A 22,376-nucleotide genomic window follows, 5' to 3' on the forward strand; every position below is an offset into this window, starting at 1 on the left:
ACCCATGCAATGAAACAATTCCACTATATTTGTATCTGAACTATTTCGATAAGTGTGTAGGACGAGTGGAATTTATGTCCTTGCACCCTTGCTCGTTTACCGAATTTCTAACCGCCACGGGTAACAAACGATATATTGAGATTCTTACCGAGCCTTCACTCACAACGGCACTACCTTCGGCGGGTTTGCCGGATCTCCCTATAAAGCACGCGAAACAGGTGAGGCCTTTCGTACATTGGCTAAAGCCATGTTATTGGAATTATCCTATCCTGTAACGCAAACGGTACTGCCTGCTATTTCGGATTTAAAAAAATCACCAAAACTATTTTGGCTTGACGCCGGATTAGTAAACTATTCGGTTAATTAATTTACCATTTTATATGATTTCCCAGTTGCCGGGGATAGTATAAAAATAAATTAGAATTTTTATCAGATTAAAATATGAAGAAAGTATTTATACTCTTGATTGTGATATGTTTTACAATGTGTAAACAAAAACCACAAACTGAGGGTACTATTTTCGTTGATCTGGATCGAGCGGAGAGAGCCTCTCTGTTCGATTACTTCCATTCCATTGAGTTAATTTCACTGGAAACTTCGCCTGATGTTCTTATTGTAGGTATCTCGAAAATGATTGTTCACCAGGATAAATATTATGCGTTGGATAAAAATCAATGTATCATTTTTGTGTTTGATAAAACAGGGAAATTTCTTTTTAAAATAGGAAAAAAGGGGCAAGGTGCCGGAGAATATGTATTTATCCAGGATTTCAATATCAACCCTTTTTCAGGCCACCTTGAAATACTTGAACCTTATGGCAATGTGCATGTTTATGATGTATCAGGCAACTATATCGAAACAAAACGGATTGCTTTCTCCGGTTTTCGCGTCGTACACACGCTTTCTGCTGTAAATAGCCACACACACGTATTTCATACGATGTTTGAACCTGAAAAAATTATTTATTTCAATCTGGACGAGCAAAAGCTGTTGCATCAAGAATTTGAAGAAAACAGGCGTCTTGGTAGTTTCTCTAATAATCCTTACCAGTACCAGGATGACTGGTTTTTTTCCGGCCTGTTCATCCTGTAGTGTACAAAATGGGAAAGGAAAAGCTTGAAGTTGCTTTTCAATTCGATTTTGGAACAATACGCTTATAGCGTCATGAAAAAGAAAATCTTCATCTGCTTTCTTGCCCTCGGGTATATGCTGTACGCCCATGCCCAGGCAGACCTCGACACTCTTGCAGGGAGGATAACGGAACGACTGCGCCACCATGCACCCGAAACGGTTTACCTGCAAACTTCAAAAGGTATTTACGAAACAGGGGAAGACCTCTGGTTTAAAGCATACCAGTTGGATGCGCAGACACTTCTGTTTTCCGCCCTTAGCCAGACACTTTACTTAGAAATAAGGGGTGAAAACGACTCGCTGGTATGGCAGGAGAAATACCCCATAGAGAACGGTGTGGCCGAGGGACATGTACATATCGACAAAGAACTGCCCCCGGGCGACTACTTTATAGAAGCCTTCACCTCCCATTCATTCCACGCCGACAGCAACCAGCTATCATCGGTAAGGAAGATACGGGTTGTGGATAATATCAGCGGGAATGCTCACACATCCGATACAATCGCCCTGACCGGTACGGAGCATTTCTCCATCCTGCCCGAAGGGGGAAACCTCGTTCACGGACTGCCGGCACGCGTAGCTTTCAAAGCTACTGACGGTCGGGGAAACCCCATGGAGGTATCGGGCATGCTCTACGAAAACGGCCGGCCGTTACAACCGTTCTCCACTTTGGATGCAGGCATGGGGGTTATGGACTTCACTCCCGGGAAGGGTAAGACATACCACATGGAACTCACCGGCGGGAAGAGCCATCCCCTACAACCAATCCATGCCGAAGGCATTTCTTTGCGGCTATCCGGACAAACCAAAGGACATTTGCTGTTTACCGTCCGGCAAAGTGCCGGACTGCCCCGGCAACCGTTTTACCTGCTCGGGCAACAGAGGGGCGTGGTATGCAACATAGCCAGGGGAATGTTGGGGGACAGCATCATGGTAAAAATACTGCTGGATGATTTCCTGGGACAGGGTATCGCGCAGTTCACACTCTTCACCCATGACATGAAGCCCGTAGCCGAACGGTTGGTGTACCTGTTCCCTGAAAAAAAACTGAATATTTGCGTTACAACCGCCAAAAAGGCCTATTTCACCCGCGAAAAGGCAGAAGTAACCATAAGGGTTACCGACGAAGACGGCAACCCCGTGCAGGCGAATCTGGGAGTCAGCGTATTCGATGAAGCCTATCACAACCCCGCCAATCCGGCCAATATACTCTCCCATTACCACCTTTCCACCCAATTGAAGGGAAAGATTTACAATCCGGCCTATTATTTTGATGAGGATAATAAAGACCGCCGGGAGGCGCTGGACCTCTTGATGCTCACGCAAGGCTGGCGGCGTTATGTGTGGGATGCCGGCACCTTTATCCCATGTGGTGAAGCAATCCTTGCCGACGGCATATCCGGACGGCAGACGTTTAAAAGCGAACGCAAAAGCAGGGATGTCAACAGCGGTGAACAGCTCGTGCAGGTATTCGGCGCTGAAGGGGACGCCCGGTTTATATGGACCGATTCGGCAGGATATTTCCTCGTGGAATCGGATATGCTGAGGGAGTTGAGGGGCGGTTACATCTACCTGAAGCCCATGCTAGGGGAAGAATTCACGCCACAAATACAAACCAAAGGATCTTTTCATGTAATCGACAGCCTCCGGAAGATAAAACCGCGCAATTATCCCCTTACAGGCGACATGCCACAACCGGAAAAGAAGTATGAAGCCAATATACCGGTGATGAGCGGCGACAGCATTATCCTGTTGGATGAATTTACCGTGACCGGGACAAAAGGGCGCGTTTACAGGGACAAGTTCATGGGAGGGTTGGACAACATGGCGCAAAGGAACCTGAACCCGGCATGGGTATGCGAATGTCCCCCCGGATATCTCAATGACTATCAGCCGGGATATACACACCATCCGTCAGGAGGTGCAAGATCCGGAAAATACGATAGAAAAAGACTGGCGCCGGTTCACGGGAAAATATACAGAATGATTAAGTATGAGCCGAGGGAAGACGGCGTATGGTATGTGGAAGATATTCAGGAGATAGAGTATAGGGGCCCGTATTACAGCGACGAAGAACTGATGCGGATGAACAATATCCAACGGGAGAAGGGCTATTACGGCAAACGGGAATTTTACCAGCCCGATGAGTTTGACATACTCTCTTCGGTTCCCGATAGCCGCAATACGCTTCTCTGGGATCCCGGCGTGGTAACTGACGAAAACGGCGAGGCAACCATTTCATTCTACTGTTCGGACATCAATAACAAGTTCAAGGTTCATGTGGAAGGAGCCGGGGGAAACGGGCTGCTCGGTACTGGTAAGAAAGAGTTCCGCGTAATGAGGAATGTGAAAGGTCTAATGGAATAACAATACGACTGAAAACGTTGAACGACGAATTGATCGTTTATACCAATAACCTCTATTTCGAAAATAAAAATAATCAGGCATTCACAATCTCACCGCCGTTAGGATGCAGGCATTGCCCAGTCATGTAAGTCGAATCGTCAGATGCCAGAAACAGAAAACAGGTAGCCACTTCGTTGGGTTCCCCCGCTCTGCCCATCGGCGTATCGCTTCCGAATTCAGCGACCCTTTTCTCATCGAATGTCGACACAATCAGAGGCGTCCATATAGGGCCGGGGGCAACAGCATTCACCCGTATTTTCCTGGGAGCCAGACTTTGGGCAAGGCTTCGGGTGAAACTGATGATAGCGCCCTTGGTTGCGGCATAATCGATGAGCTTCCCGCTTCCACGGTAAGCTGTTACGGAACTTGTATTCACAATGGCGCTCCCTTCTTTCAGGTGTGCCAGAGCGTACTTGGTAACCCAAAAATATGAAAACACGTTGTTGGCAAAAGTGCGCTCCAATTGTTCGGTCGATATTTCTTCCAGGCTTTCTGTTTCCCAATGCAAAGCAGCATTGTTCACCAAAATATCGAGTTTGGAAAATGTATCGATGGTTTTATCGACAGCTTTTTTGCAATTCACTTCTTTGGACAGGTCTCCTTTTATTAACAGGCATTCCCTTCCCATTTCGCGGATCTCTTCCTGCGTGGCTTTCGCATCGTCCGTTTCACTCAAATAAGCTATGGCGATATCTGCTCCGTTTGCCGCAAAAAGCAAGGCTGTTGCCTTTCCTATACCGCTGTCGCCACCGGTTATAAGAGCAACTTTTCCGTCGAGTTTATTTTCTTGTTTCACAGGTTCGGTATTGGGAACCGGCGTCATTTTCGATTCTTTTCCGGGACGGCGTTGCTTTTGCTTTGGACGTAATTTCTTTTCTTCACTTTGTTTCTGCATAATTCTTTATAAGTTTCATCTTCCGGATGATAATGATAACATATATAAAACCTTTCCTGAAGAGTATTTGTTCTCGGGAACCTATGGTATTATAGTTAATTATACATCTATATGTGAAGAAAAATGAAGAAAAATTATAAAGGAGCCGGTGAGGCCATTCGTTCACCGTGTGGCCGGTACACACTCATTTAACATCCGGTTGGACAATGGACCAATGCGTATGAACGATTTTCCATTGTCCGCCCCGTTCAAGCCTGTATACTTCGGTACAATTCCACTTATGTACATCGTTCCCTACATATGAAAACAGGTTGAACGTTAATACTGCCATGCTGTTTACGGCGGTTACGTTCGGATTAACCATCTCATACCTGTCCACAGAGATCTTTCCCGTTGCCGGTTTATAATAGTTCCTCAGGTTTTCAAGCCCCTCCATCCGCTGCTCAATGGCTGGATCGAAATAAGTAACATCATCGGCCGAAAGATCGAGGTAACCACCCGGATCGCCCTGATTCCATTTTTCCAAAGCCGCTTTCTCCAACGCAATAATGGTTGCGGATAGTTCTTCCGCGTTCGTTTGTGCATACACTGTTCCTGCCATAAATATCGATAAAATTAAAAATATTTTTCTCATATCATCCCGATATCGCGCAGCCATGAAAGGACGCGGTGAGGCCATTCATTTACTGTGTGGCCGGTATTGCGCAATCCGTAACCATGCCCACCGGATGGATATAAATGCATGGCCGCCGGAACTTTCGCTTCCTTCAACGCGTAATAATAGAACAGGCTGCTGTCGATATGATCCTTGTCATCCTGGGTCTGGATAAGGATGGTAGGAGGGGTATCGGCATTTACTTTCAGTTCGGAAGCAATGGAGAAATCCTCCCCCGCTAAATAGGCAGGATAGACAAGGATACAGAAATCGGGACGAAGGCTTACGTCATCAAAAGTATCGGTTTTCGGATAGGTACGTTCACCATATGCCGTACTCGCCATGGCCGAGAGATGCGCCCCGGCAGAAAAGCCCATCACTCCGATCCTGCCAGGATCGATATTCCACTCTCCGGCATGGGAGCGTGTATAGGCGATGGTGCGTTGCAGATCCTGCAAAGGAGCTCCATGTTTCGCTAATCCTTCGCGGCGCGGCACACGGTATTTCACCAGCACACAGTTGATCCCGAAACTGTTGAACCGCTTACAGATCTCGGATCCTTCCAGGTTATATGCCAGTATATTGTAACCGCCGCCCGGATTCACAATGATGGTGGCGCCCGAATTGTTATCGGCAGGGGCGGGATAAAAGGTAAGCGTCGATTCGCTCACGTTACTGATGCGCAGTACAGGACATCCGGCCACTTTATTACCGCTCAGGTCATCCACCTGTTTCATCTTCCGGGATTCACCCGGTGCGCCGTCGGGAAACAACAAAACTGGATTATGCTGTGCCGTTAGGGTCATCGTCATTACTGAAAATAAGAAAAGTGAAAAAATGGTTCGTTTCATTGTCTTTTTGCATGATGCATTTCGGACAAAAGTACATGAAAAAAATTATATTCTCAAATTCCCGGTCTCTATTGATTGTAAAATAAGGACGAAACAGAATTCAGACAGAATCTTAACAATTTATTCTTTGGACGGTCTGATAAAAAGGATTGACGATGGTAAACAATATTCTAAAGTTGCAGTCAATGACTTTGAAAATATAACTTATCATTATTTTAATATCTACGCGGGAAAGAAATATTTTTATGTTATATATGTCGGGCATAAAGAAGATGATAACTTTTTTGACAGGACTTTAGAAGTATATAATTACGAAGGAAATCCAATAATTAAATATACATTTGATATAATTCCTTTTTATTTCGTTGTGGATGAAGATAATGGATACATATATGCCACGAATGCAAATTATGAAGATTATCTATTAAGATATAAACTATAAACCTAATTCCCTGCCACAAATTCATTTTATATTACGATGATAGAAAAAAAACGCCCGGTTGATGTTATCTTTGCAGTCTAAATATAATTGCAGCAAATGGATCAAAAACAATATCTTCTGGGGATGACGCTTACCGAGATCACAGAAAGCGTGACGGAACTGGGCCTGCCCAAATTCACAGGCAAACAGGTTGCCGACTGGGTGTACGTGAAACGGGTGAAGCGCATCGACGAGATGACCAATATATCACTGAAGAACCGGGAACTCCTCTCGGGGAAATTCGACATAGGAAGATCGGAACCGCTGGAGATACAGATATCGGTCGATGGCACACGGAAGATGCTGTTCAGGACATACAGCGGGAAATTTATAGAGACCGTGACCATTCCCGAAGAGGACCGCCTCACTATCTGCGTCTCCTCGCAGGTGGGATGCAGGATGGACTGCGACTTCTGCATGACCGGAAAACAGGGATTCCACGACAATCTTACCGCCACGGAAATTTTAAACCAGGTCTACTCGGTGCCCGATTCGGAGGCGATCACCAACTTAGTATTCATGGGAATGGGTGAGCCGCTGGATAACTACAGGAACGTAAAGAAGGCGACGGAATTACTCCAGGCTGAATATGGACCGGCCTGGAGCCCGCGGCGGATCACGCTTTCCACTATCGGGTTGAAATCGAACCTGAAACGTTTTCTCGACGAAAGCAAATGCCACCTGGCCGTCAGTTTGCACAACCCGGTTGCGGAAGAACGGCTCGCCATCATGCCGGTAGAGAGATCAGCGCCCGCCGCTTCGGTGATCGAAATGCTGCGGGAGTACGACTGGAGCCACCAGAGGAGACTTTCGTTCGAATACATCATGTTCGACGGGGTAAACGATTCGCTGCTCTATGCACGTGAACTTTCCAAACTGCTTGCAGGACTGGATTGCCGCATCAACCTGATCCGGTTCCATGTAATCCCGATGAGCAACCTGAAACCCTCCACCGACGAAAATATGGTCAGGTTCCGCGATTTTCTCACTGCGAAAGGATTCATCTGCACCATCCGCGCCTCAAGGGGGGAGGATATCTTCGCCGCCTGCGGCATGCTGTCCACGGCGAAGTTAGGAGGAGTTTAACGATTATTTCAGTCTTCTCGGTTTTATTTCACACAAATAATCGTATATTTGTTCACTTAACGCCATAGCATCGTTCGGGTAAATTTACTTATTGTTGGGTAAGCCCGGCCTTTGCTCATTTGGCTTGACAAAAATATAAACCTTTAAAACTACGTCGATATGAAACGAGCAGATAGATTCTTTTCACTGATGAAACGATTTACCGTTTTACCCGCAGTGCTTGCTTTATTAGCGCTGTTTACATCGTGTGACAGCGGGGGGAGTTTTTTCACCGCTTCGGGCACCACCAACGAAATAATCGTACTGATGGACGAGACTGCCTGGGAGGGTACTGCAGGAAGAGCGCTTTTCGACGTACTCAACTCCAACGCGAAGGCATTACCGCAACCCGAACCCAATTTCAGGATACTGCAACTTGTCCCGGAAAATTTTAGCAGCACTTTCAAGATGGCTAGAAACGTGATTATTCCCGAAATATCCAATATATACAGCTACCCAAAACTTACGGCGGATATCGACAAATATGCCATGGGGCAGGTCATCATGAATATCCATGCTCCCGATACGGCCAGTTTTGTAAAGTTTGTGAGCGAAAACAGGGAGAGTATAGTGGACTATTTTATCACGAAAGAGTTAGAACGCAACGCGCAATATCTCAAAAACCAGGCAAAGGAGCCTCTCTCGCGCGCAAAGCAGGTGTTCGATATCGATATCCATTTCCCAAAGGGACTGTCCAACGTCACCGAACACGAAAACTTCTACTGGGCGACCAACAATGCCGCACGGGGACGCCAGGACATTGTGATATACCAGTTTCCCTATACGACGGAGACTGTCTTCGAAAGAGATTCGCTCATCGGGATCCGCAACAGGGTGTTAGGGAGATATATCAAGGGATCGTTCGATTCGGAAATGACAACCGCCGTTCTCACCTACCCGCCCGATTACCGGAAGATGGAGATGGACGGCCTCTTCAGGGCCGAACTGCGCGGCCTGTGGGAAATGAGCACCGATATGATGGGCGGCCCGTTCGTGATGCATGCGTTCGTGAATGAAAACACCGGCATGGTGGTGGTAGTGGAGGTTTTTGTTTACGCCCCCGAAATGAATAAACGGAACCTACTGCGTAATCTGGAATCCACACTATACACCATAAGCATCCCCAAAAAGGAAAAAGAGAGATCATAACAGGCTACCCGGTAGCTTTTTAACTATATATAAGGTCTTCTAATCAACATATATACATGTCAGAATTAATCAAGGTGGGCATCACACATGGCGATGTGAACGGCGTAGGATATGAGATCCTGCTGAAAGCCTTTTCCGACGCCCGGATACTCGAGTTGTTCCACCCAATTGTATACGGATCATCCAAATCAGCGTCCTATCACCGCAAGGTATTGAACAGCGACTCCGTTAATTTCCATATCATCTCCAGGGTCGAAGAGTCCCATGAAGGAAAAATCAATCTTATCAACTGTGTCAGGGAAGAGATCAAGATAGAACTGGGCTCGGCAAGCACCGATGCGGGAGAATCGGCCTATACGGCATTGGATGTTGCCTGCCGTGATCTTGCCAATGGCAGGATAGACCTGCTGGTCACCCTTCCTATCAACAAGGATACTATTCAGAACGACCGGTTTCATTTTCCCGGACATACGGAATTTCTGGAAGAGCGTTTTGCTGCGAACCACGAAAAGGCCCTGATGATTATGGCCACGGAGACATTGCGCGTGGCGCTGGTAACCACTCATGTTCCCCTCTCGGAGGTATCATCGAAGCTCTCGAAAGAACTCATCATGGAGAAACTGAAGACCCTTGACCATACGTTGAAACGGGATTTCAGGGTGGAGAACCCGCGTATCGCAGTCCTGGGACTGAACCCCCACGCCGGTGAGAACGGACTGTTGGGAAAAGAAGAGGCCGAGATCATTGCCCCTACCGTGAAAGAGGCGCAGGACAACTGGATACTCTGTGCGGGCCCTTTTGCAGCCGACGGTTTTTTCGGTTCAGGACGCTTCAAGGAGTTTGATGCCATCCTGGCAATGTACCACGATCAGGGATTGATCCCTTTCAAGACCCTCGCCATGGATTCAGGGGTGAATTTTACGGCGGGGCTTCCCATTGTGCGCACTTCACCCGACCATGGTACCGCTTACGATATCGCGGGAAAGAACCTGGCCTCCGACGAATCGTTCCGGCAGGCTATCTATATGGGAATCGACATTTTCAGGAACAGGCAGGCTTATGATGAGGCACGCAAAAACCCGCTCCGCAAAATGTTCTTTGACCGGGGCAAGGATGACGAGAAACTGGATCTGACAAAAGAGGAAGAGATATAAAAACAAAAAACGCGGTGAAATGCCGCGCTTTTTGTTTTTAGACTTAGAATTCTGCTTTGAAATGATCAATTGTTTTCCGGACGCAGTTTTCTTACGACTGCTCCGGTCCGCCACATTTCGCTTTCGCGGAGGGCTTTCAGTTCCTCTTCCAGTTTCTCCCGGTAATCGGACTGTGAATTGCTGTTGATGGAGCGTTGCGCCTCATTGCCACAGGCGACCTCTTTGTAGAGTTTCTCGAAGACCGGTTTGGTGGCGTCGTGGAACGGCCCCATCCAGTCGAGGGCGCCGCGTTGTGCAGTAGTTGAACAGTTGGCATACATCCAGTCCATTCCTTTCTCGGCGAATAATGGCATCAGCGACTGGGTAAGCTCTTCCACCGTTTCGTTGAACGCTTCGGACGGCGTATGCCCGTTCTCACGTAATACTTCGTATTGCGCCAGCAACAGCCCCTGGATAGCGCCCATAAGCGTGCCGCGCTCACCGGTAAGATCAGAGTATACCTCACGTTTGAAATCGGTTTCGAACAGATAGCCTGATCCTACGCCGATCCCGAGGGCGACAGCGCGGTCATGCGCCTTTCCGGTAGCATCCTGATAGACGGCATAACTGGAGTTCAGCCCCCGTCCTTCCAGGAACATCTTCCGGAGGCTTGTACCCGATCCTTTGGGAGCCACCAGGATCACATCCACATCTGCAGGAGGAATGATACCGGTGCGTTCCTTATAGGTAATACCGAAGCCGTGTGAGAAATAGAGCGCCTTACCGGGAGTCAGATGCTTCTTCACCGTGTCCCACAGGGCGATCTGTGCCGCATCTGACAGGAGGTACTGGATAATGGTTCCCCGTTCGCAGGCCTCTTCAATATCGAAGAGCGTTTCGCCCGGCACCCATCCGTCGGCTACCGCCTTATCCCAGGTCTTGCTCTTTTTCCGCTGTCCTATGATCACGTTGAAGCCGTTATCACGCAGGTTGAGCGACTGTCCGGGACCTTGCACACCGTAACCGATCACCGCTATTGTTTCATTCTTCAATACTTCCCGGGCTTTTTCCAGAGGAAATTCGTCGCGGGTGACTACATTTTCCTCAACCCCGCCAAAATTCATTTTTGCCATATTTATCAGACTATTAGAGTCAGGAATCAAGACCTCCAGATTCATCATTTCAAGATTCCAGAATTCTAGGATTCAGATATCCCAGGGATTTCAGGGATTCCAGGATTTGAGATTCCTGGATTTCGAAATTCGAGAAACAAAAAATCAAGATATAAGAATCAGAATAGAAGTCGCAACCCATTGACCATTGTGAATATAATTAATTTTCTTGTTTTATTGATTCTATATTACACTTTCAGGTTTACCCATGCCGTTTCTCTGCTGCTCCCATTTGGCCAGCATATCGCTCAGGCGTTCCACCTTCGATTTGGTGATGGCGATCCTTCCCGAACGGACGAACTGTAACACGCCAATGGTATCGGCCAGTTCCTCGAAAAGTCCCTGGGTCTCCTCGTAATGCCCTGCCTTCAGAAACACCACGCAGTCCTTATTGACCTCCAGGATACGGATATTATATTTTCTCACCAAATATTCTATGGAACCATGTTCCATCACCTTGTCGGTGGAAAGCTTATAGAGCGCCAGTTCCTGATGCACCAGATCTTCATTGGTGTTATAATAGGCCTTCAGGATATCTACCCGTTTGTCGATCAGGCGTACCAGTTTCTTCATCACCTCTTCGTCATCGGAAAAAGTGGTGATGGTGAATTTATGTATCCCCCTGATGGCGGATGGCGAAACCGACAATGTTTCAATGTTCAGTTGCCTGCGGGTAAAGATGGTTGTGATCTGATTGAGCACACCTACCGTATTTTCTGAGAAAATAGTAATGGTATATAATGTTTTATTCCCGTCCATTTTTACTTTTCATTTTTTAATTTTTCACTTTTGCTTCGCGTAATCTGCTCCTGCTCGGCAAATCCAAACAAGTTTGTTTTTGCTCTTGCGTACTTACAGATTTCACTTTTCGTTTTTCACTCTAAAGCGTATATCCGTTCCCCAACATAATATTGGTAACGGTACCCCCGGCAGGCACCATCGGGTACACCATCCCTTTGGTTTCCACTACCACTTCAAGCAGATAGGCCCCTTGGTGCTCCAGCATCTCCTGTATAGCGCTATCCAGTTCTCCGCGCTGTGTTACTTTCCGCCCTTTGATATTATATGCATCGGCGATCTTGATGAAGTCGGGATTTTTCAGGTGTGTCTCCGAATAGCGTTCATCAAAGAAAAGCTCCTGCCATTGACGTACCATCCCCAGAAAATTATTGTTCAGGAGAATGATCTTCACATCTATACCGTACTCCATAATGGTTCCGAACTCCTGGATAGTCATCTGCAGGCCGCCGTCGCCTACGAAAATACAAACCGTTCTGTCCGGGGCGCCGTATTTGGCGCCGATCCCCGCGGGCAGTCCGAATCCCATCGTTCCCAATCCGCCCGATGTGACCATACTGCGCGATTGATTGTATTTGAAATAACGGGTGGCCATCATCTGATGTTGTCCCACATCCGTCACACAGATTGCATTGTTGTGTGTGGCTTCGGTGATCTTATTCACTACTTCACCCATTTTTATCTCTCCTCCATTTTCAGGATAGAGCTCGTTCTTGATGATGCAATCGTATTCCTTTTGCGCATACGGTTTGAATTCCTCCAACCACTCGGGGTGCGCTTTCTTTTCGATCAGCCCGGTTACCATCGGTAGCGTCTGTTTGGCGTCGCCCAGCACCTTGACAGTGGTTTTTACATTTTTGTCCATTTCGGCAAGGTCTATATCAAAATGGATCACCTTCGCCTGTTTGGCATAGGTCTTCAGATCGCCCGTCACGCGGTCGTCGAAACGCATGCCAATGGCAATCAGCACATCACATTCATTTGTCTTGATATTGGTCGCCACATTCCCATGCATGCCCAGCATACCGCAATTCAGCGGGTGATCCGAAGGTATGGCCGACAATCCCAGGATGGTAGACCCGAAAGGAATACCGCCTTTTTCGAGAAAAGCACGCAACTCTTCTTCGGCATTTCCGAGGATCACCCCCTGCCCTACGAGTGCGAACGGTTTTTTGGCGCTGTTAATGAGGTCGGCCGCCATCTTTATCTTGTCTTCTTCCACTTCAGGTTGCGGGTGATAACTCCGTAAAAAGGATGTTTTTTGGTAGGAGTAGTCACACTTGAGTACCTGTGCATCTTTGGCGATATCGAGTACCACCGGTCCGGGGCGGCCGCTCGAAGCTATGTAGAACGCTCTCGATACCGCCCAGGCGATATCTTCAGCACGCCGTACCTGGTAAGCCCATTTGGTGATGGGTTGCGTGACGCCGATCACATCGGCTTCCTGAAAAGCATCGGAACCCAACAGGGTCGAATTTACCTGTCCCGAGATCACCACCAACGGAGTGCTGTCCATCATTGCATCGGTGATGCCGGTGATCGCGTTGGTCGCCCCCGGGCCGGATGTAACGAGGGCTACACCCACCTTCTCCGAAACCCGTGCATATCCTTGCGCCGCATGCAGCGCTCCCTGTTCATGACGCACCAGTATGTGTCTTACTTCCTCTTTATGATCATATAAGGCATCAAATACCGGCATAATAGCCCCGCCCGGATAACCGAATATGGTATCTACCCCTTCGGCAATCAGTGAACGGATAAGCACTTCACTCCCCGGAATAGTTTCCGTCTTAACGGAAAGGGGCGTAGTTAATGGGGTTTGATTATCTCTGTTCATACACTCTTACTCTTTAAACTTGAACTTAAAATTGTAAAACCTGTTTTCACACGATTATTTTATATTTACCCTAGGGTGTGTGGAACTCGCTTTAATCATGTTCCTTTATAAGAACTTTTCTTCCGCTCGTTTCAAATCATTCTTACCGCTCCCAGATCGGCCGAACTTACAAAAGCGGCGTACGCCTTCAATGCTTTCGATATCACTCTGTCGCGTTGGGGCTTGAAGGCATTTTCCCCTTTAGCCTCTTCCTGCTTTCTTCTTTCCTGAAGTTCTTCGTCAGTGATCTTTAAGTTGATGGAACGGCCGGGGATATCTATCCCGATGATGTCTCCGTCGCGCACCAGCCCGATACTGCCACCGGCAGCCGCTTCGGGAGAGATATGGCCGATTGAGAGACCCGAAGTACCGCCCGAAAAGCGTCCGTCAGTGATCAGGGCGCACTTTTCCCCGAGATGTCTGGCTTTGATATAGGATGTGGGATAGAGCATCTCCTGCATGCCCGGGCCTCCCTTGGGGCCTTCGTAGACGATCACCACCACATCACCTGCCTCCACGTCTCCGTTAAGGATACCGGTGCAGGCATCATCCTGAGAGTGGAACACTTTAGCTTTACCGTTGAATTTCCAGACACTCTCGTTTACCCCGGCCGTTTTCACCACACAGCCTTTTTCGGCGATGTTCCCTTTCAGGATAGCCAGTCCGCCATCTTTGGTATAAGCATGCTCCACATTGCGGATACAGCCGTTCTCCCTGTCGGTATCCAGCTCTTTGAACTGTGCGTTCTGCGAAGCCATCACGATATTGTAGCGGTTACCAGGCGCGGACGAATAGATCCTGAGCGCCTCTTTACCGGGATTTCCGTTCGTAATATCATATTCTTCCAGTACCTCCGCCAGCGTGTGCCCGTCGGCACGGTGGACCGAGGTATTCACCAGACCGGCTTTCGCCAATTCGTTCATTATCGCCATGATACCGCCTGCACGGTTCACATCCTGGATATGGTACTTTTTGGAGTTGGGCGCCACCTTGCAGATACAGGGTACACGACGCGAAAGGGCGTCGATATCATCGAGGGTGAAGTCGATCTCCCCTTCATGGGCAATGGCCAATGTGTGAAGGATGGTGTTGGTAGAACCACCCATGGCGATATCGAGTGTCATGGCGTTCAGAAAGGATTCACGGGTAGCGATATTCCTTGGTAACACCGTGTCGTCTCCCTCAAAATAGTATCTGTGAGCACTCTCCACAATCTGCCGGGCAGCATCCACGAACAGTTGTTTACGGTTGACATGGGTAGCCAGAATGGTTCCGTTACCGGGCAGGGCCAGTCCGATCGCCTCATTGAGGCAGTTCATGGAGTTGGCAGTGAACATCCCGGAGCAGGAGCCGCAAGTGGGACAGGCCAGTTGTTCGAGTTGGGCTACACGCTCATCGGAAACCGACTCGTCGGCCGACTCAATCATGGCGTCGATCAGGTCGATCTGTTCATCGCCGATCTTACCCGCCTCCATCGGTCCTCCGGAGACAAAGATAGTGGGTATGTTCAGCCGCATGGCGGCAATCAGCATCCCGGGCGTAATCTTGTCGCAGTTGCTGATACAGATCATCGCGTCGGCCTTGTGGGCGTTCACCATGTACTCTACCGAGTCGGCGATCAGGTCGCGCGACGGCAGTGAGTACAGCATACCGTCGTGTCCCATGGCGATACCGTCGTCTACGGCGATGGTATTGAACTCGGCAGCAAAGCAACCCAGCTTCTCAATCTCTTTTTTCACCAGTTGACCGATTCCATGTAAGTGTACATGGCCGGGAACAAACTGCGTGAAGGAGTTCACGATCGCGATGATCGGTTTTCCCATCTGTTCGCGCGTCATCCCGTTGGCATGCCAGAGGGCACGTGCACCTGCCATGCGGCGTCCCTGCGTACTGGTCGCACTGCGTAAATCACCTTCCCACTTTTTCACCTTTTCACTTATTATTACTTATAAACTTCTCAATCCACTCTCCCACTTCACTGGTTCTGTAAACTTTTCCACCGTCGGCGATATCTTCGGTAACGATCCCCGCTTCGAGGCTCGCATTGACCGCTTCACGGATGAGCGCCCCCTCATCCATCAGATTGAAACCGTATTCAAACATCAGTGCAGTGGAAAGGATCATAGCCAACGGATTAGCGATATCTTTGCCGGCTGCCTGCGGATAGGAGCCGTGGATCGGTTCGAACAGCGAGGTATGCAATCCGACGGATGCCGAAGGAAGCAATCCCAACGAGCCGGTGATCACGGATGCTTCGTCGGTAAGTATGTCACCGAACAGGTTCTCGGTAACCATCACGTCAAAGCTTTTGGGCCATTGGATGATGCGCATGGCGGCATTATCCACGAAAAGGTAATCGGTCTCGATACCGGGATATTGCGGTGCGATCTCCTGCGCTATCTGGCGCCAGAGTCGTGAGGTAGCGATCACGTTTGCCTTGTCCACTACTGTCACTTTTTTGCGCCGCTGTCCGGCGAATTTATAGGCCAGATGCAACACCCGTTCCACCTCTTCACGGGTATAGATACAGGTGTCGTAAGCTGTATTGCCGTCCTCGCTCCTACCCTGGGGGCGGCCGAAATACATACCGCCGGTGAGTTCACGGATACAGACAAAATCGGCGCCTTCTACCAGATCAGCCCGCAAGGGCGATTTATGGATAAGGGAGGGGAAGGTCATTACCGGACGGATATTCCCATAAAGTCCCAACTGTTTGCGCATGCGAAGCAATCCCTGTTCGGGCCGCACTTTCGCATTGGGATCGTTATCATATTTGGGATCACCGATAGCGCCGAACAGTACGGCATCGCTCTGCATACACAGTTCATGTGTTCCGGCAGGATAAGGATCACCGGTTGCATCGATGGCACAGGCTCCTACAATGGCCTCTTTGTATGTCAGGGTATGACCGAATTTTTCACAGACAGCCGATGTAATATTCAGCGCCTGTTTCATGATCTCCGGCCCTATTCCGTCGCCCGGCAGTACAGCTATATTTAGTTGCATATTCTTTTATTTAGGATTGACTACGTCGATTTTCAATTCACCTTTAAATCAATTAAAAGCCTAATTCTTACTTCTTCACTTCCGACTTCTTCACTTCTTATTAGCACATTGATCACATTAGCACATTAGTCTCATTGGCATATTGGCATATTAACTACGGTAATCTCATATAATTCATATTGGGAATATTCCCGCTTTCCAACATATTCAACATTTTCATTGTCGCCTTGATGGCCGCCACAGTCTGGTCTATATCCAGCGCACGGGTTTTGAACACTTTATCCTCGAACTTCCAGGTGATCACCGTCTGCACATAGGCATTGGTCTTCCCCCCGGGAGGGATCACCACCACATAATCTATCAGTTCGGGAGCCGGCTTATTCAGTTTTCTGTATATCTTGTACATTGCTTTGGAAAAGGCGTGGTATTGCCCGTCGCCCGCTGCGGTCTCCTGATACACTTCTCCTTTTATCGATATCTTCACGGTAGCGGTCGGCCGCAGTCCGTCAGTCAGCGTAAGCGAATAATTGAGCATTTGGATATCCTGATTTTCGATCCCGTTCTTCAACACATCGGAAACGATATAAGGCAGTTCGTCGAGGTTCACGATCTCTTTCCTGTCGCCCAGTTCAATGATACGCGCCGTCACCTTGCGGGTCGCGTCATCGTCGAGTTCGATACCCAGCGCTTCCAGATTTTTGATGATATTGGAACGGCCCGCATTTTTCCCCAGTGCATATTCCCGGAAACGGCCGAACCGTTCGGGCATCAGGTTATTGAAATAGAGATTTTTCTTTTTGTCTCCATCGGCATGGACACCTGCCACCTGTGTGAATACATTGTCGCCGATGACCGGCTTGTTGTTCGGAATACGCACGCCGGAGTAGCTCTCTACCACCTTGCTCACGTTATAGAGCTTCGATTCATCGATATTGGTACTTAATCCCATGTGATCATGGATAAGCGCTATCACACTGGTACTAGGCGCATTGCCGGCCCGTTCGCCCAGTCCGTTCACGGTAACATGTACGCCTTTCACCCCCGCTTTGATGGCTTCGTAGACATTGGCCACTGCCAGGTCATAGTCATTGTGGGCATGAAAGTCGAAATGAAGTCCGGGATAACGTGTAATCATTTCAGAGCAGAACCGGTGTGTTTCATCGGGATTGAGTACTCCCAGCGTATCGGGAAGCATGAAGCGGGTGATCGCCTCATCTTTCAGTCCGTCCATCATTTGGAACACATATTCTTTGGAATCGCGCATCCCGTTAGACCAGTCCTCAAGGTAGAGGTTGACGGTCAGTCCCATTCGCTGCGCCTGAGCAATACAGTTTCTCACATCTGCCAGGTGTTCTTCCTGAGATTTGCACAATTGATAGGTACAGTGTTTCAAGGACCCTTTGCAGAGCAGGTTTATCACTTTACACCCGGCATTGACAATCCATTCGAGGGAAGTGGTGCCATCCACAAATCCCAGCACCTCTAGCCGGTCGATATAACCATGCATCTGCGCCCATTGCGCCATTTTCTTCACGGACTGGAATTCTCCTTCGGAGACCCGTGCAGAAGCGATCTCTACCCGGTCGACCTTCAGCTCTTCGAGCAAAAGTCGCACCACGCTCACTTTCTCCTGTGCCGCAAAGGATACGCCCGAGGTTTGTTCACCATCCCGAAGCGTGGTATCCATGATCTCTATTTTCTTTACTTCTCCCAAAACAATCTGTATTAATGTGATGATTTGTTGATTCAACGATGTGATGATTACAATTTGCCAATCAATAAATCGTCTTGAATCTGGAATCTGTAATTTTGAATCAAATAATTACTCGTACGCAAATGCACGACTCTTCTCATATTCCTCAATCTTATCCCTGTTGGAGAGCAGAAAGTCGATATCATCCAAACCCTTCAGCAAACATTCCTTCTTATACGGATTGATCTCGAACGATTCGACCGCGCCGGTCTCGTTATTCGAAATAGTCTGCTCCTCCAGGTTCACCGTAATGGTTGCCTGCGGATTGTTATCCACCGAGGCGAACAGTTCACTCAAAAATTTTCCGCTCACGATCACCGGCAGGATACCATTGTTGAGGGCATTGTTGCGGAAGATATCGGCAAAGAAGCTCGACACCACCACTTTAAATCCATAACCGCCGATGGCCCAGGCCGCATGTTCACGACTGCTCCCGCTGCCGAAATTTTTTCCGGCCACCAGTATCTCTCCCGAGTAGACGGGATTGTTCAGCACGAAATCGGATTTAGGGTTTCCTTCCTTATCGTAACGCCAGTCGGCGAACAGGTTGTCGCCGAATCCATCCCGCGTAGTCGCCTTCAGAAAGCGTGCCGGGATGATCTGATCGGTATCCACATTCTCAATGGGAAGCGGAACATATGTTGATGTAATTGTTTGAAACTTTTCCATTTTAGTTTTTTTCAAAATTTAAGATTCAAAATTCAAGATTCAAGATTTTGAACTCCGAATTCTGAATTCTCATTAGCCTTATTAATCTCATTGGCACATTGGTATATTGGCACATTAATAAATTAGTTACGGTTGCGTTATTTTCCCGTTCACCGCGGCGGCGGCGGCCACCAGAGGACCTGCCAGGATAGTCCTCGCGCCCGGTCCCTGCCGTCCTTCAAAATTCCTGTTGGAAGTGGAAACCGCATATTTCCCTGCCGGTATTTTATCGTCGTTCATCGCCAGGCATGCCGAGCATCCGGGTTGCCGGAGTTCAAACCCGGCCTCTGCCAATATCTTGTCCAGTCCTTCTGCTTCAATCTGTTTGCGCACCTGCCAACTGCCGGGCACAAGCCATGCCGTCACATTTTCGGCCTTCTTTTTACCCTTCACATAACCGGTGAATACCCGGAAATCCTCTATTCGCCCATTGGTACAACTTCCCAGGAACACATAATCGATGGGTTTCCCCTCCAACTTTTCTCCGGGAACAAATCCCATATAATTCAATGATTTCTCGAATGATATCTTTCCGGCTTCGTCTATCTCATTCAGCTGAGGGATAGTGCCGTCAATGGGAATTCCCATACCGGGGTTAGTGCCGTAAGTGATCATCGGACGGATTTTTGCCACATCGAAAGTGATCTCTTTATCGAAAACAGCACCTTCATCGCTCTTCAGGGTTTTCCAGTAAGCCACGGCTTTTTCCCATTTCTCCCCTTTGGGTGCGAACTCACGCCCTTTGATATAGTTGAACGTGGTTTCATCCGGGGCGACCAAGCCTCCACGCGCACCCATCTCTATACTCAGGTTACAGAGCGTCATCCGCTCTTCCATGGTGAGATTGCGTACCGCTTCTCCGGCATACTCCACAAAATAGCCGGTGGCACCTCCGGTAGTAAGCTGTGAAATCATATAGAGAGCCATATCCTTGGCACTCACATTTTCGCCCAGGCTACCTTCAAAATTGATACGCATGGTCTGAGGGCGTGTCTGCAGGATACATTGCGAAGCCAGCACCATTTCCACTTCACTGGTACCTATCCCGAAAGCGATAGCTCCGAAGGCGCCGTGGGTAGAAGTATGGCTGTCGCCGCAGACAATGGTCATCCCGGGCTGTGTATAACCGTTCTCCGGTCCTATTACATGTACGATCCCGTTCTTAGGATTATTCAGTCCGTAGTAGGTCAGCCCGAAAGCTTTCGCATTTCCGGCAAGCGTTTCCACCTGAAAACGGGAAATAGAGTCCCGAATAGGCCTGTCCTGCCACATAGTAGGAATATTATGGTCAGCCGTCAGCGTAGTCTGCTTCGGGCGGAACACGTTCAGCCCACGCGCCCGGAGGCCGGAAAATGCCTGGGGACTGGTCACCTCGTGACACAGATGCCTGTCGATATATAACTGGGTAGGACCATCTTTCACCGTGGCCACCACATGCGCATCCCATATCTTATCAAAAAGAGTCTTCATTTATTTTATTGATTTGTTCATTCAACGATTTACTGATTTGACGATTAATATACATCATCACATTATCAAATCATTAATTATCTATGGTTTTTTTCAATTGAAAATTTATATATTATCTACTTCCTACTTCTTTATTCTAATTTCTAGTTTATCACATGGGTACATTGACCTATGGGCACATTGACAAGCTACTCCACAAATTTATTTACCGCATCAATAAATGCTTCCACAGAGGCTGCCACGATATCGGTGTTAGCTGAGAAGCCGTAGTACAACATATTATTATGTTCCACCTGCATATGCACCTTACCCACATCATCGCTACCGTGGTCGATTGCCTGGATAAGGAACTCCTGTATCCTCACCTTTCTGCGGATGATATTCTTCACGGCGCGGATGGCGGCATCTACCGGCCCGTTACCGCTGGCAGTGGCTTCGAAACGCTCGCCGGCGATGTTCAGTCCGATGCTGGCCACATCCCGCACGCCGATACCGCACAGCACCTGCAGATATTCTACTTTGATCCTGTTCAGGCGCGCATCTTTGCCCACCAGCATCAGGATATCATCGTCGTTGACGCTCTTCTTCCTGTCGGCCACCTCCAAAAATTTCTGATATACCTCATCCAGTTCTTCGGCTTCGAGTTTTACACCCAGGAGCGACAAGCGGTTTTTCAGTGCGGCGCGTCCACTACGGGCTGTCAGTACGATGGCATTATCATCGATTCCCACATCTTTGGGATTGATGATCTCGTATGTTTCCACATTCTTGAGTACGCCATCCTGATGGATTCCCGAAGAATGGGCGAAAGCGTTTCTTCCCACAATAGCCTTATTGGGCTGTACCGGCATATTCATCAGGCTCGATACCATCCGGCTTGCAGAATAAATATGTTGCGTATTGATATTGGTATCGAATCCGCGGTCTTTATGGCTTTTCAGCGCCATCACCACCTCTTCGAGCGAAGTATTACCGGCCCGTTCGCCGATACCGTTGATAGTCACCTCTACCTGACGGGCTCCATTGATCACGCCCGTGAGGGTATTGGCAGTGGCCATTCCCAGATCCTGGTGGCAATGGGTAGAAAGGATGGCATCTTTCATATCTACGTTATCCACAAGATACTTTATTTTTGCTCCGTATTCGTCGGGAAAACAATACCCGGTGGTATCGGGGATATTCACTACGGTAGCTCCCGCATTGACCACAGCCTGTACCACGCGGGCAAGGTATTCATTATCGGTACGTCCCGCATCTTCGGCATAGAATTCCACATCATCCACAAAACGGCGGGCATACTTTACGGCCTTTATGGCCCGTTCAATGATCTCGTCGCGGTTGGAGTTGAATTTGTACTTAATGTGTGAATCGGATGTGCCGATCCCGGTATGGATCCGCTTCCGCCGGGCATATTTCAGGGCCTCCGCCGCCACTTCAATATCTTTTTCCACAGCACGGGTCAGGGCGCAGATAGTGGGCCAGGTAACCGCTTTGGATATCTCGACCACCGAGTTGAAATCGCCCGGGCTCGACACGGGAAAACCGGCTTCTATCACATCCACCCCCAACAGTTCCAGAGCTTGGGCGATCTGGATCTTCTCAATGGTGTTCAACTGACAACCGGGAACCTGCTCGCCGTCTCTTAATGTTGTATCAAATATATAAATACGCTCCATCGTTATTCACATTTTTCATTATTCTACAAAAAAGATAACCTTTCCCACGCGGTGAGAAAGGTTATCCCTATATTTTTTACCTGATGTAAAT

At 48.4% G+C, this 22,376-nt stretch carries 18 protein-coding genes; 6 read left to right on the forward strand and 12 right to left on the reverse strand.

Annotated elements, in window-relative coordinates; genetic code table 11:
- Nucleotides 1-483 precede the first annotated feature (483 nt).
- The gene (locus tag Q0502_RS10130; protein WP_298650283.1) at nucleotides 484-1,092 is read left to right on the forward strand and encodes a 6-bladed beta-propeller; all 609 of its coding nucleotides are present in this window, start codon (nucleotides 484-486) and stop codon (nucleotides 1,090-1,092) included.
- A gap of 72 nt (nucleotides 1,093-1,164) precedes the next feature.
- Entirely contained in the window at nucleotides 1,165-3,498 is a 2,334-nt protein-coding gene (locus Q0502_RS10135; protein ID WP_298650285.1) for a hypothetical protein, read from the forward strand.
- Nucleotides 3,499-3,571: 73 nt separating this feature from the next.
- On the opposite strand, the gene Q0502_RS10140 is transcribed toward Q0502_RS10135, so the two are convergent.
- From Q0502_RS10140 to Q0502_RS10150, 3 genes are all read right to left on the reverse strand, one after another.
- Complete coding sequence (locus Q0502_RS10140) at nucleotides 3,572-4,432, reverse strand: glucose 1-dehydrogenase (protein WP_298650287.1); 861 nt, start codon at nucleotides 4,430-4,432, stop codon at nucleotides 3,572-3,574.
- A 184-nt stretch (nucleotides 4,433-4,616) separates the two neighbouring features.
- A complete protein-coding gene (locus Q0502_RS10145) occupies nucleotides 4,617-5,066 on the reverse strand; it encodes a DUF4440 domain-containing protein (protein ID WP_298650288.1) in 450 nt (149 codons plus the stop codon).
- The gene (locus tag Q0502_RS10150) at nucleotides 5,063-5,938 is read right to left on the reverse strand and encodes an alpha/beta hydrolase (protein ID WP_298650291.1); all 876 of its coding nucleotides are present in this window, start codon (nucleotides 5,936-5,938) and stop codon (nucleotides 5,063-5,065) included. The genes Q0502_RS10145 and Q0502_RS10150 overlap by 4 nt, the downstream gene beginning before the upstream one ends.
- A 127-nt stretch (nucleotides 5,939-6,065) precedes the next feature.
- Between Q0502_RS10150 and Q0502_RS10155 the strand changes: the two genes are divergently transcribed.
- From Q0502_RS10155 to pdxA, 4 genes are all read left to right on the forward strand, one after another.
- Entirely contained in the window at nucleotides 6,066-6,380 is a 315-nt protein-coding gene (locus tag Q0502_RS10155) for a hypothetical protein (protein WP_298650294.1), read from the forward strand.
- Between the two features lie 96 nt (nucleotides 6,381-6,476).
- A complete protein-coding gene (rlmN, locus tag Q0502_RS10160; RefSeq protein WP_298650296.1) occupies nucleotides 6,477-7,505 on the forward strand; it encodes a 23S rRNA (adenine(2503)-C(2))-methyltransferase RlmN in 1,029 nt (342 codons plus the stop codon).
- 159 nt (nucleotides 7,506-7,664) lie between these two features.
- The gene (locus Q0502_RS10165; RefSeq protein WP_298650299.1) at nucleotides 7,665-8,693 is read left to right on the forward strand and encodes a DUF4837 family protein; all 1,029 of its coding nucleotides are present in this window, start codon (nucleotides 7,665-7,667) and stop codon (nucleotides 8,691-8,693) included.
- A 56-nt stretch (nucleotides 8,694-8,749) separates the two neighbouring features.
- Nucleotides 8,750-9,847 (forward strand): 4-hydroxythreonine-4-phosphate dehydrogenase PdxA, encoded by a 1,098-nt coding sequence (gene pdxA, locus Q0502_RS10170; protein ID WP_298650302.1) that lies wholly within the window; start codon nucleotides 8,750-8,752, stop codon nucleotides 9,845-9,847.
- Nucleotides 9,848-9,912: 65 nt separating this feature from the next.
- Here pdxA and ilvC read toward each other — a convergent pair whose 3' ends face one another.
- From ilvC to Q0502_RS10215, 9 genes are all read right to left on the reverse strand, one after another.
- The gene (gene ilvC, locus Q0502_RS10175; protein ID WP_298650304.1) at nucleotides 9,913-10,959 is read right to left on the reverse strand and encodes a ketol-acid reductoisomerase; all 1,047 of its coding nucleotides are present in this window, start codon (nucleotides 10,957-10,959) and stop codon (nucleotides 9,913-9,915) included.
- A gap of 222 nt (nucleotides 10,960-11,181) precedes the next feature.
- Nucleotides 11,182-11,757, reverse strand: a complete 576-nt coding sequence (ilvN, locus tag Q0502_RS10180; protein ID WP_298650307.1) for an acetolactate synthase small subunit — start codon at nucleotides 11,755-11,757, stop codon at nucleotides 11,182-11,184.
- A gap of 121 nt (nucleotides 11,758-11,878) precedes the next feature.
- Nucleotides 11,879-13,633 (reverse strand): biosynthetic-type acetolactate synthase large subunit, encoded by a 1,755-nt coding sequence (gene ilvB, locus Q0502_RS10185; RefSeq protein ID WP_298650310.1) that lies wholly within the window; start codon nucleotides 13,631-13,633, stop codon nucleotides 11,879-11,881.
- A gap of 131 nt (nucleotides 13,634-13,764) precedes the next feature.
- Complete coding sequence (gene ilvD / locus Q0502_RS10190; protein WP_298650312.1) at nucleotides 13,765-15,600, reverse strand: dihydroxy-acid dehydratase; 1,836 nt, start codon at nucleotides 15,598-15,600, stop codon at nucleotides 13,765-13,767.
- A gap of 4 nt (nucleotides 15,601-15,604) precedes the next feature.
- Entirely contained in the window at nucleotides 15,605-16,678 is a 1,074-nt protein-coding gene (gene leuB, locus Q0502_RS10195) for a 3-isopropylmalate dehydrogenase (RefSeq protein WP_298650315.1), read from the reverse strand.
- Between the two features lie 154 nt (nucleotides 16,679-16,832).
- A complete protein-coding gene (locus tag Q0502_RS10200) occupies nucleotides 16,833-18,392 on the reverse strand; it encodes an alpha-isopropylmalate synthase regulatory domain-containing protein (RefSeq protein ID WP_298650361.1) in 1,560 nt (519 codons plus the stop codon).
- 108 nt (nucleotides 18,393-18,500) lie between these two features.
- A complete protein-coding gene (gene leuD, locus Q0502_RS10205; protein ID WP_298650317.1) occupies nucleotides 18,501-19,100 on the reverse strand; it encodes a 3-isopropylmalate dehydratase small subunit in 600 nt (199 codons plus the stop codon).
- Between the two features lie 126 nt (nucleotides 19,101-19,226).
- Nucleotides 19,227-20,609, reverse strand: a complete 1,383-nt coding sequence (gene leuC / locus Q0502_RS10210) for a 3-isopropylmalate dehydratase large subunit (protein WP_298650320.1) — start codon at nucleotides 20,607-20,609, stop codon at nucleotides 19,227-19,229.
- A 188-nt stretch (nucleotides 20,610-20,797) separates the two neighbouring features.
- On the reverse strand, nucleotides 20,798-22,285 hold the full coding sequence (locus tag Q0502_RS10215) for a 2-isopropylmalate synthase (RefSeq protein ID WP_298650323.1): 1,488 nt from the start codon (nucleotides 22,283-22,285) through the stop codon (nucleotides 20,798-20,800).
- Nucleotides 22,286-22,376 lie beyond the last annotated feature (91 nt).

Origin of the sequence: uncultured Proteiniphilum sp. (assembly GCF_937873925.1) — a bacterium.
Lineage (GTDB): Bacteria > Bacteroidota > Bacteroidia > Bacteroidales > Dysgonomonadaceae > Proteiniphilum.

Bases quoted from the DNA above. Each gene is read 5' to 3' on its own strand.
- ilvN (WP_298650307.1), bottom strand. From the start codon at position 11,757: ATGGACGGGAATAAAACATTATATACCATTACTATTTTCTCAGAAAAT.
- leuD (WP_298650317.1), bottom strand. From the start codon at position 19,100: ATGGAAAAGTTTCAAACAATTACATCAACATATGTTCCGCTTCCCATT.
- Q0502_RS10215 (WP_298650323.1), bottom strand. From the start codon at position 22,285: ATGGAGCGTATTTATATATTTGATACAACATTAAGAGACGGCGAGCAG.
- Q0502_RS10135 (WP_298650285.1), top strand. From the start codon at position 1,165: ATGAAAAAGAAAATCTTCATCTGCTTTCTTGCCCTCGGGTATATGCTG.
- Q0502_RS10150 (WP_298650291.1), bottom strand. From the start codon at position 5,938: ATGAAACGAACCATTTTTTCACTTTTCTTATTTTCAGTAATGACGATG.
- leuC (WP_298650320.1), bottom strand. From the start codon at position 20,609: ATGAAGACTCTTTTTGATAAGATATGGGATGCGCATGTGGTGGCCACG.
- pdxA (WP_298650302.1), top strand. From the start codon at position 8,750: ATGTCAGAATTAATCAAGGTGGGCATCACACATGGCGATGTGAACGGC.
- Q0502_RS10145 (WP_298650288.1), bottom strand. From the start codon at position 5,066: ATGAGAAAAATATTTTTAATTTTATCGATATTTATGGCAGGAACAGTG.
- Q0502_RS10140 (WP_298650287.1), bottom strand. From the start codon at position 4,432: ATGCAGAAACAAAGTGAAGAAAAGAAATTACGTCCAAAGCAAAAGCAA.
- ilvB (WP_298650310.1), bottom strand. From the start codon at position 13,633: ATGAACAGAGATAATCAAACCCCATTAACTACGCCCCTTTCCGTTAAG.
- ilvC (WP_298650304.1), bottom strand. From the start codon at position 10,959: ATGGCAAAAATGAATTTTGGCGGGGTTGAGGAAAATGTAGTCACCCGC.
- leuB (WP_298650315.1), bottom strand. From the start codon at position 16,678: ATGCAACTAAATATAGCTGTACTGCCGGGCGACGGAATAGGGCCGGAG.
- rlmN (WP_298650296.1), top strand. From the start codon at position 6,477: ATGGATCAAAAACAATATCTTCTGGGGATGACGCTTACCGAGATCACA.
- Q0502_RS10165 (WP_298650299.1), top strand. From the start codon at position 7,665: ATGAAACGAGCAGATAGATTCTTTTCACTGATGAAACGATTTACCGTT.
- Q0502_RS10130 (WP_298650283.1), top strand. From the start codon at position 484: ATGTGTAAACAAAAACCACAAACTGAGGGTACTATTTTCGTTGATCTG.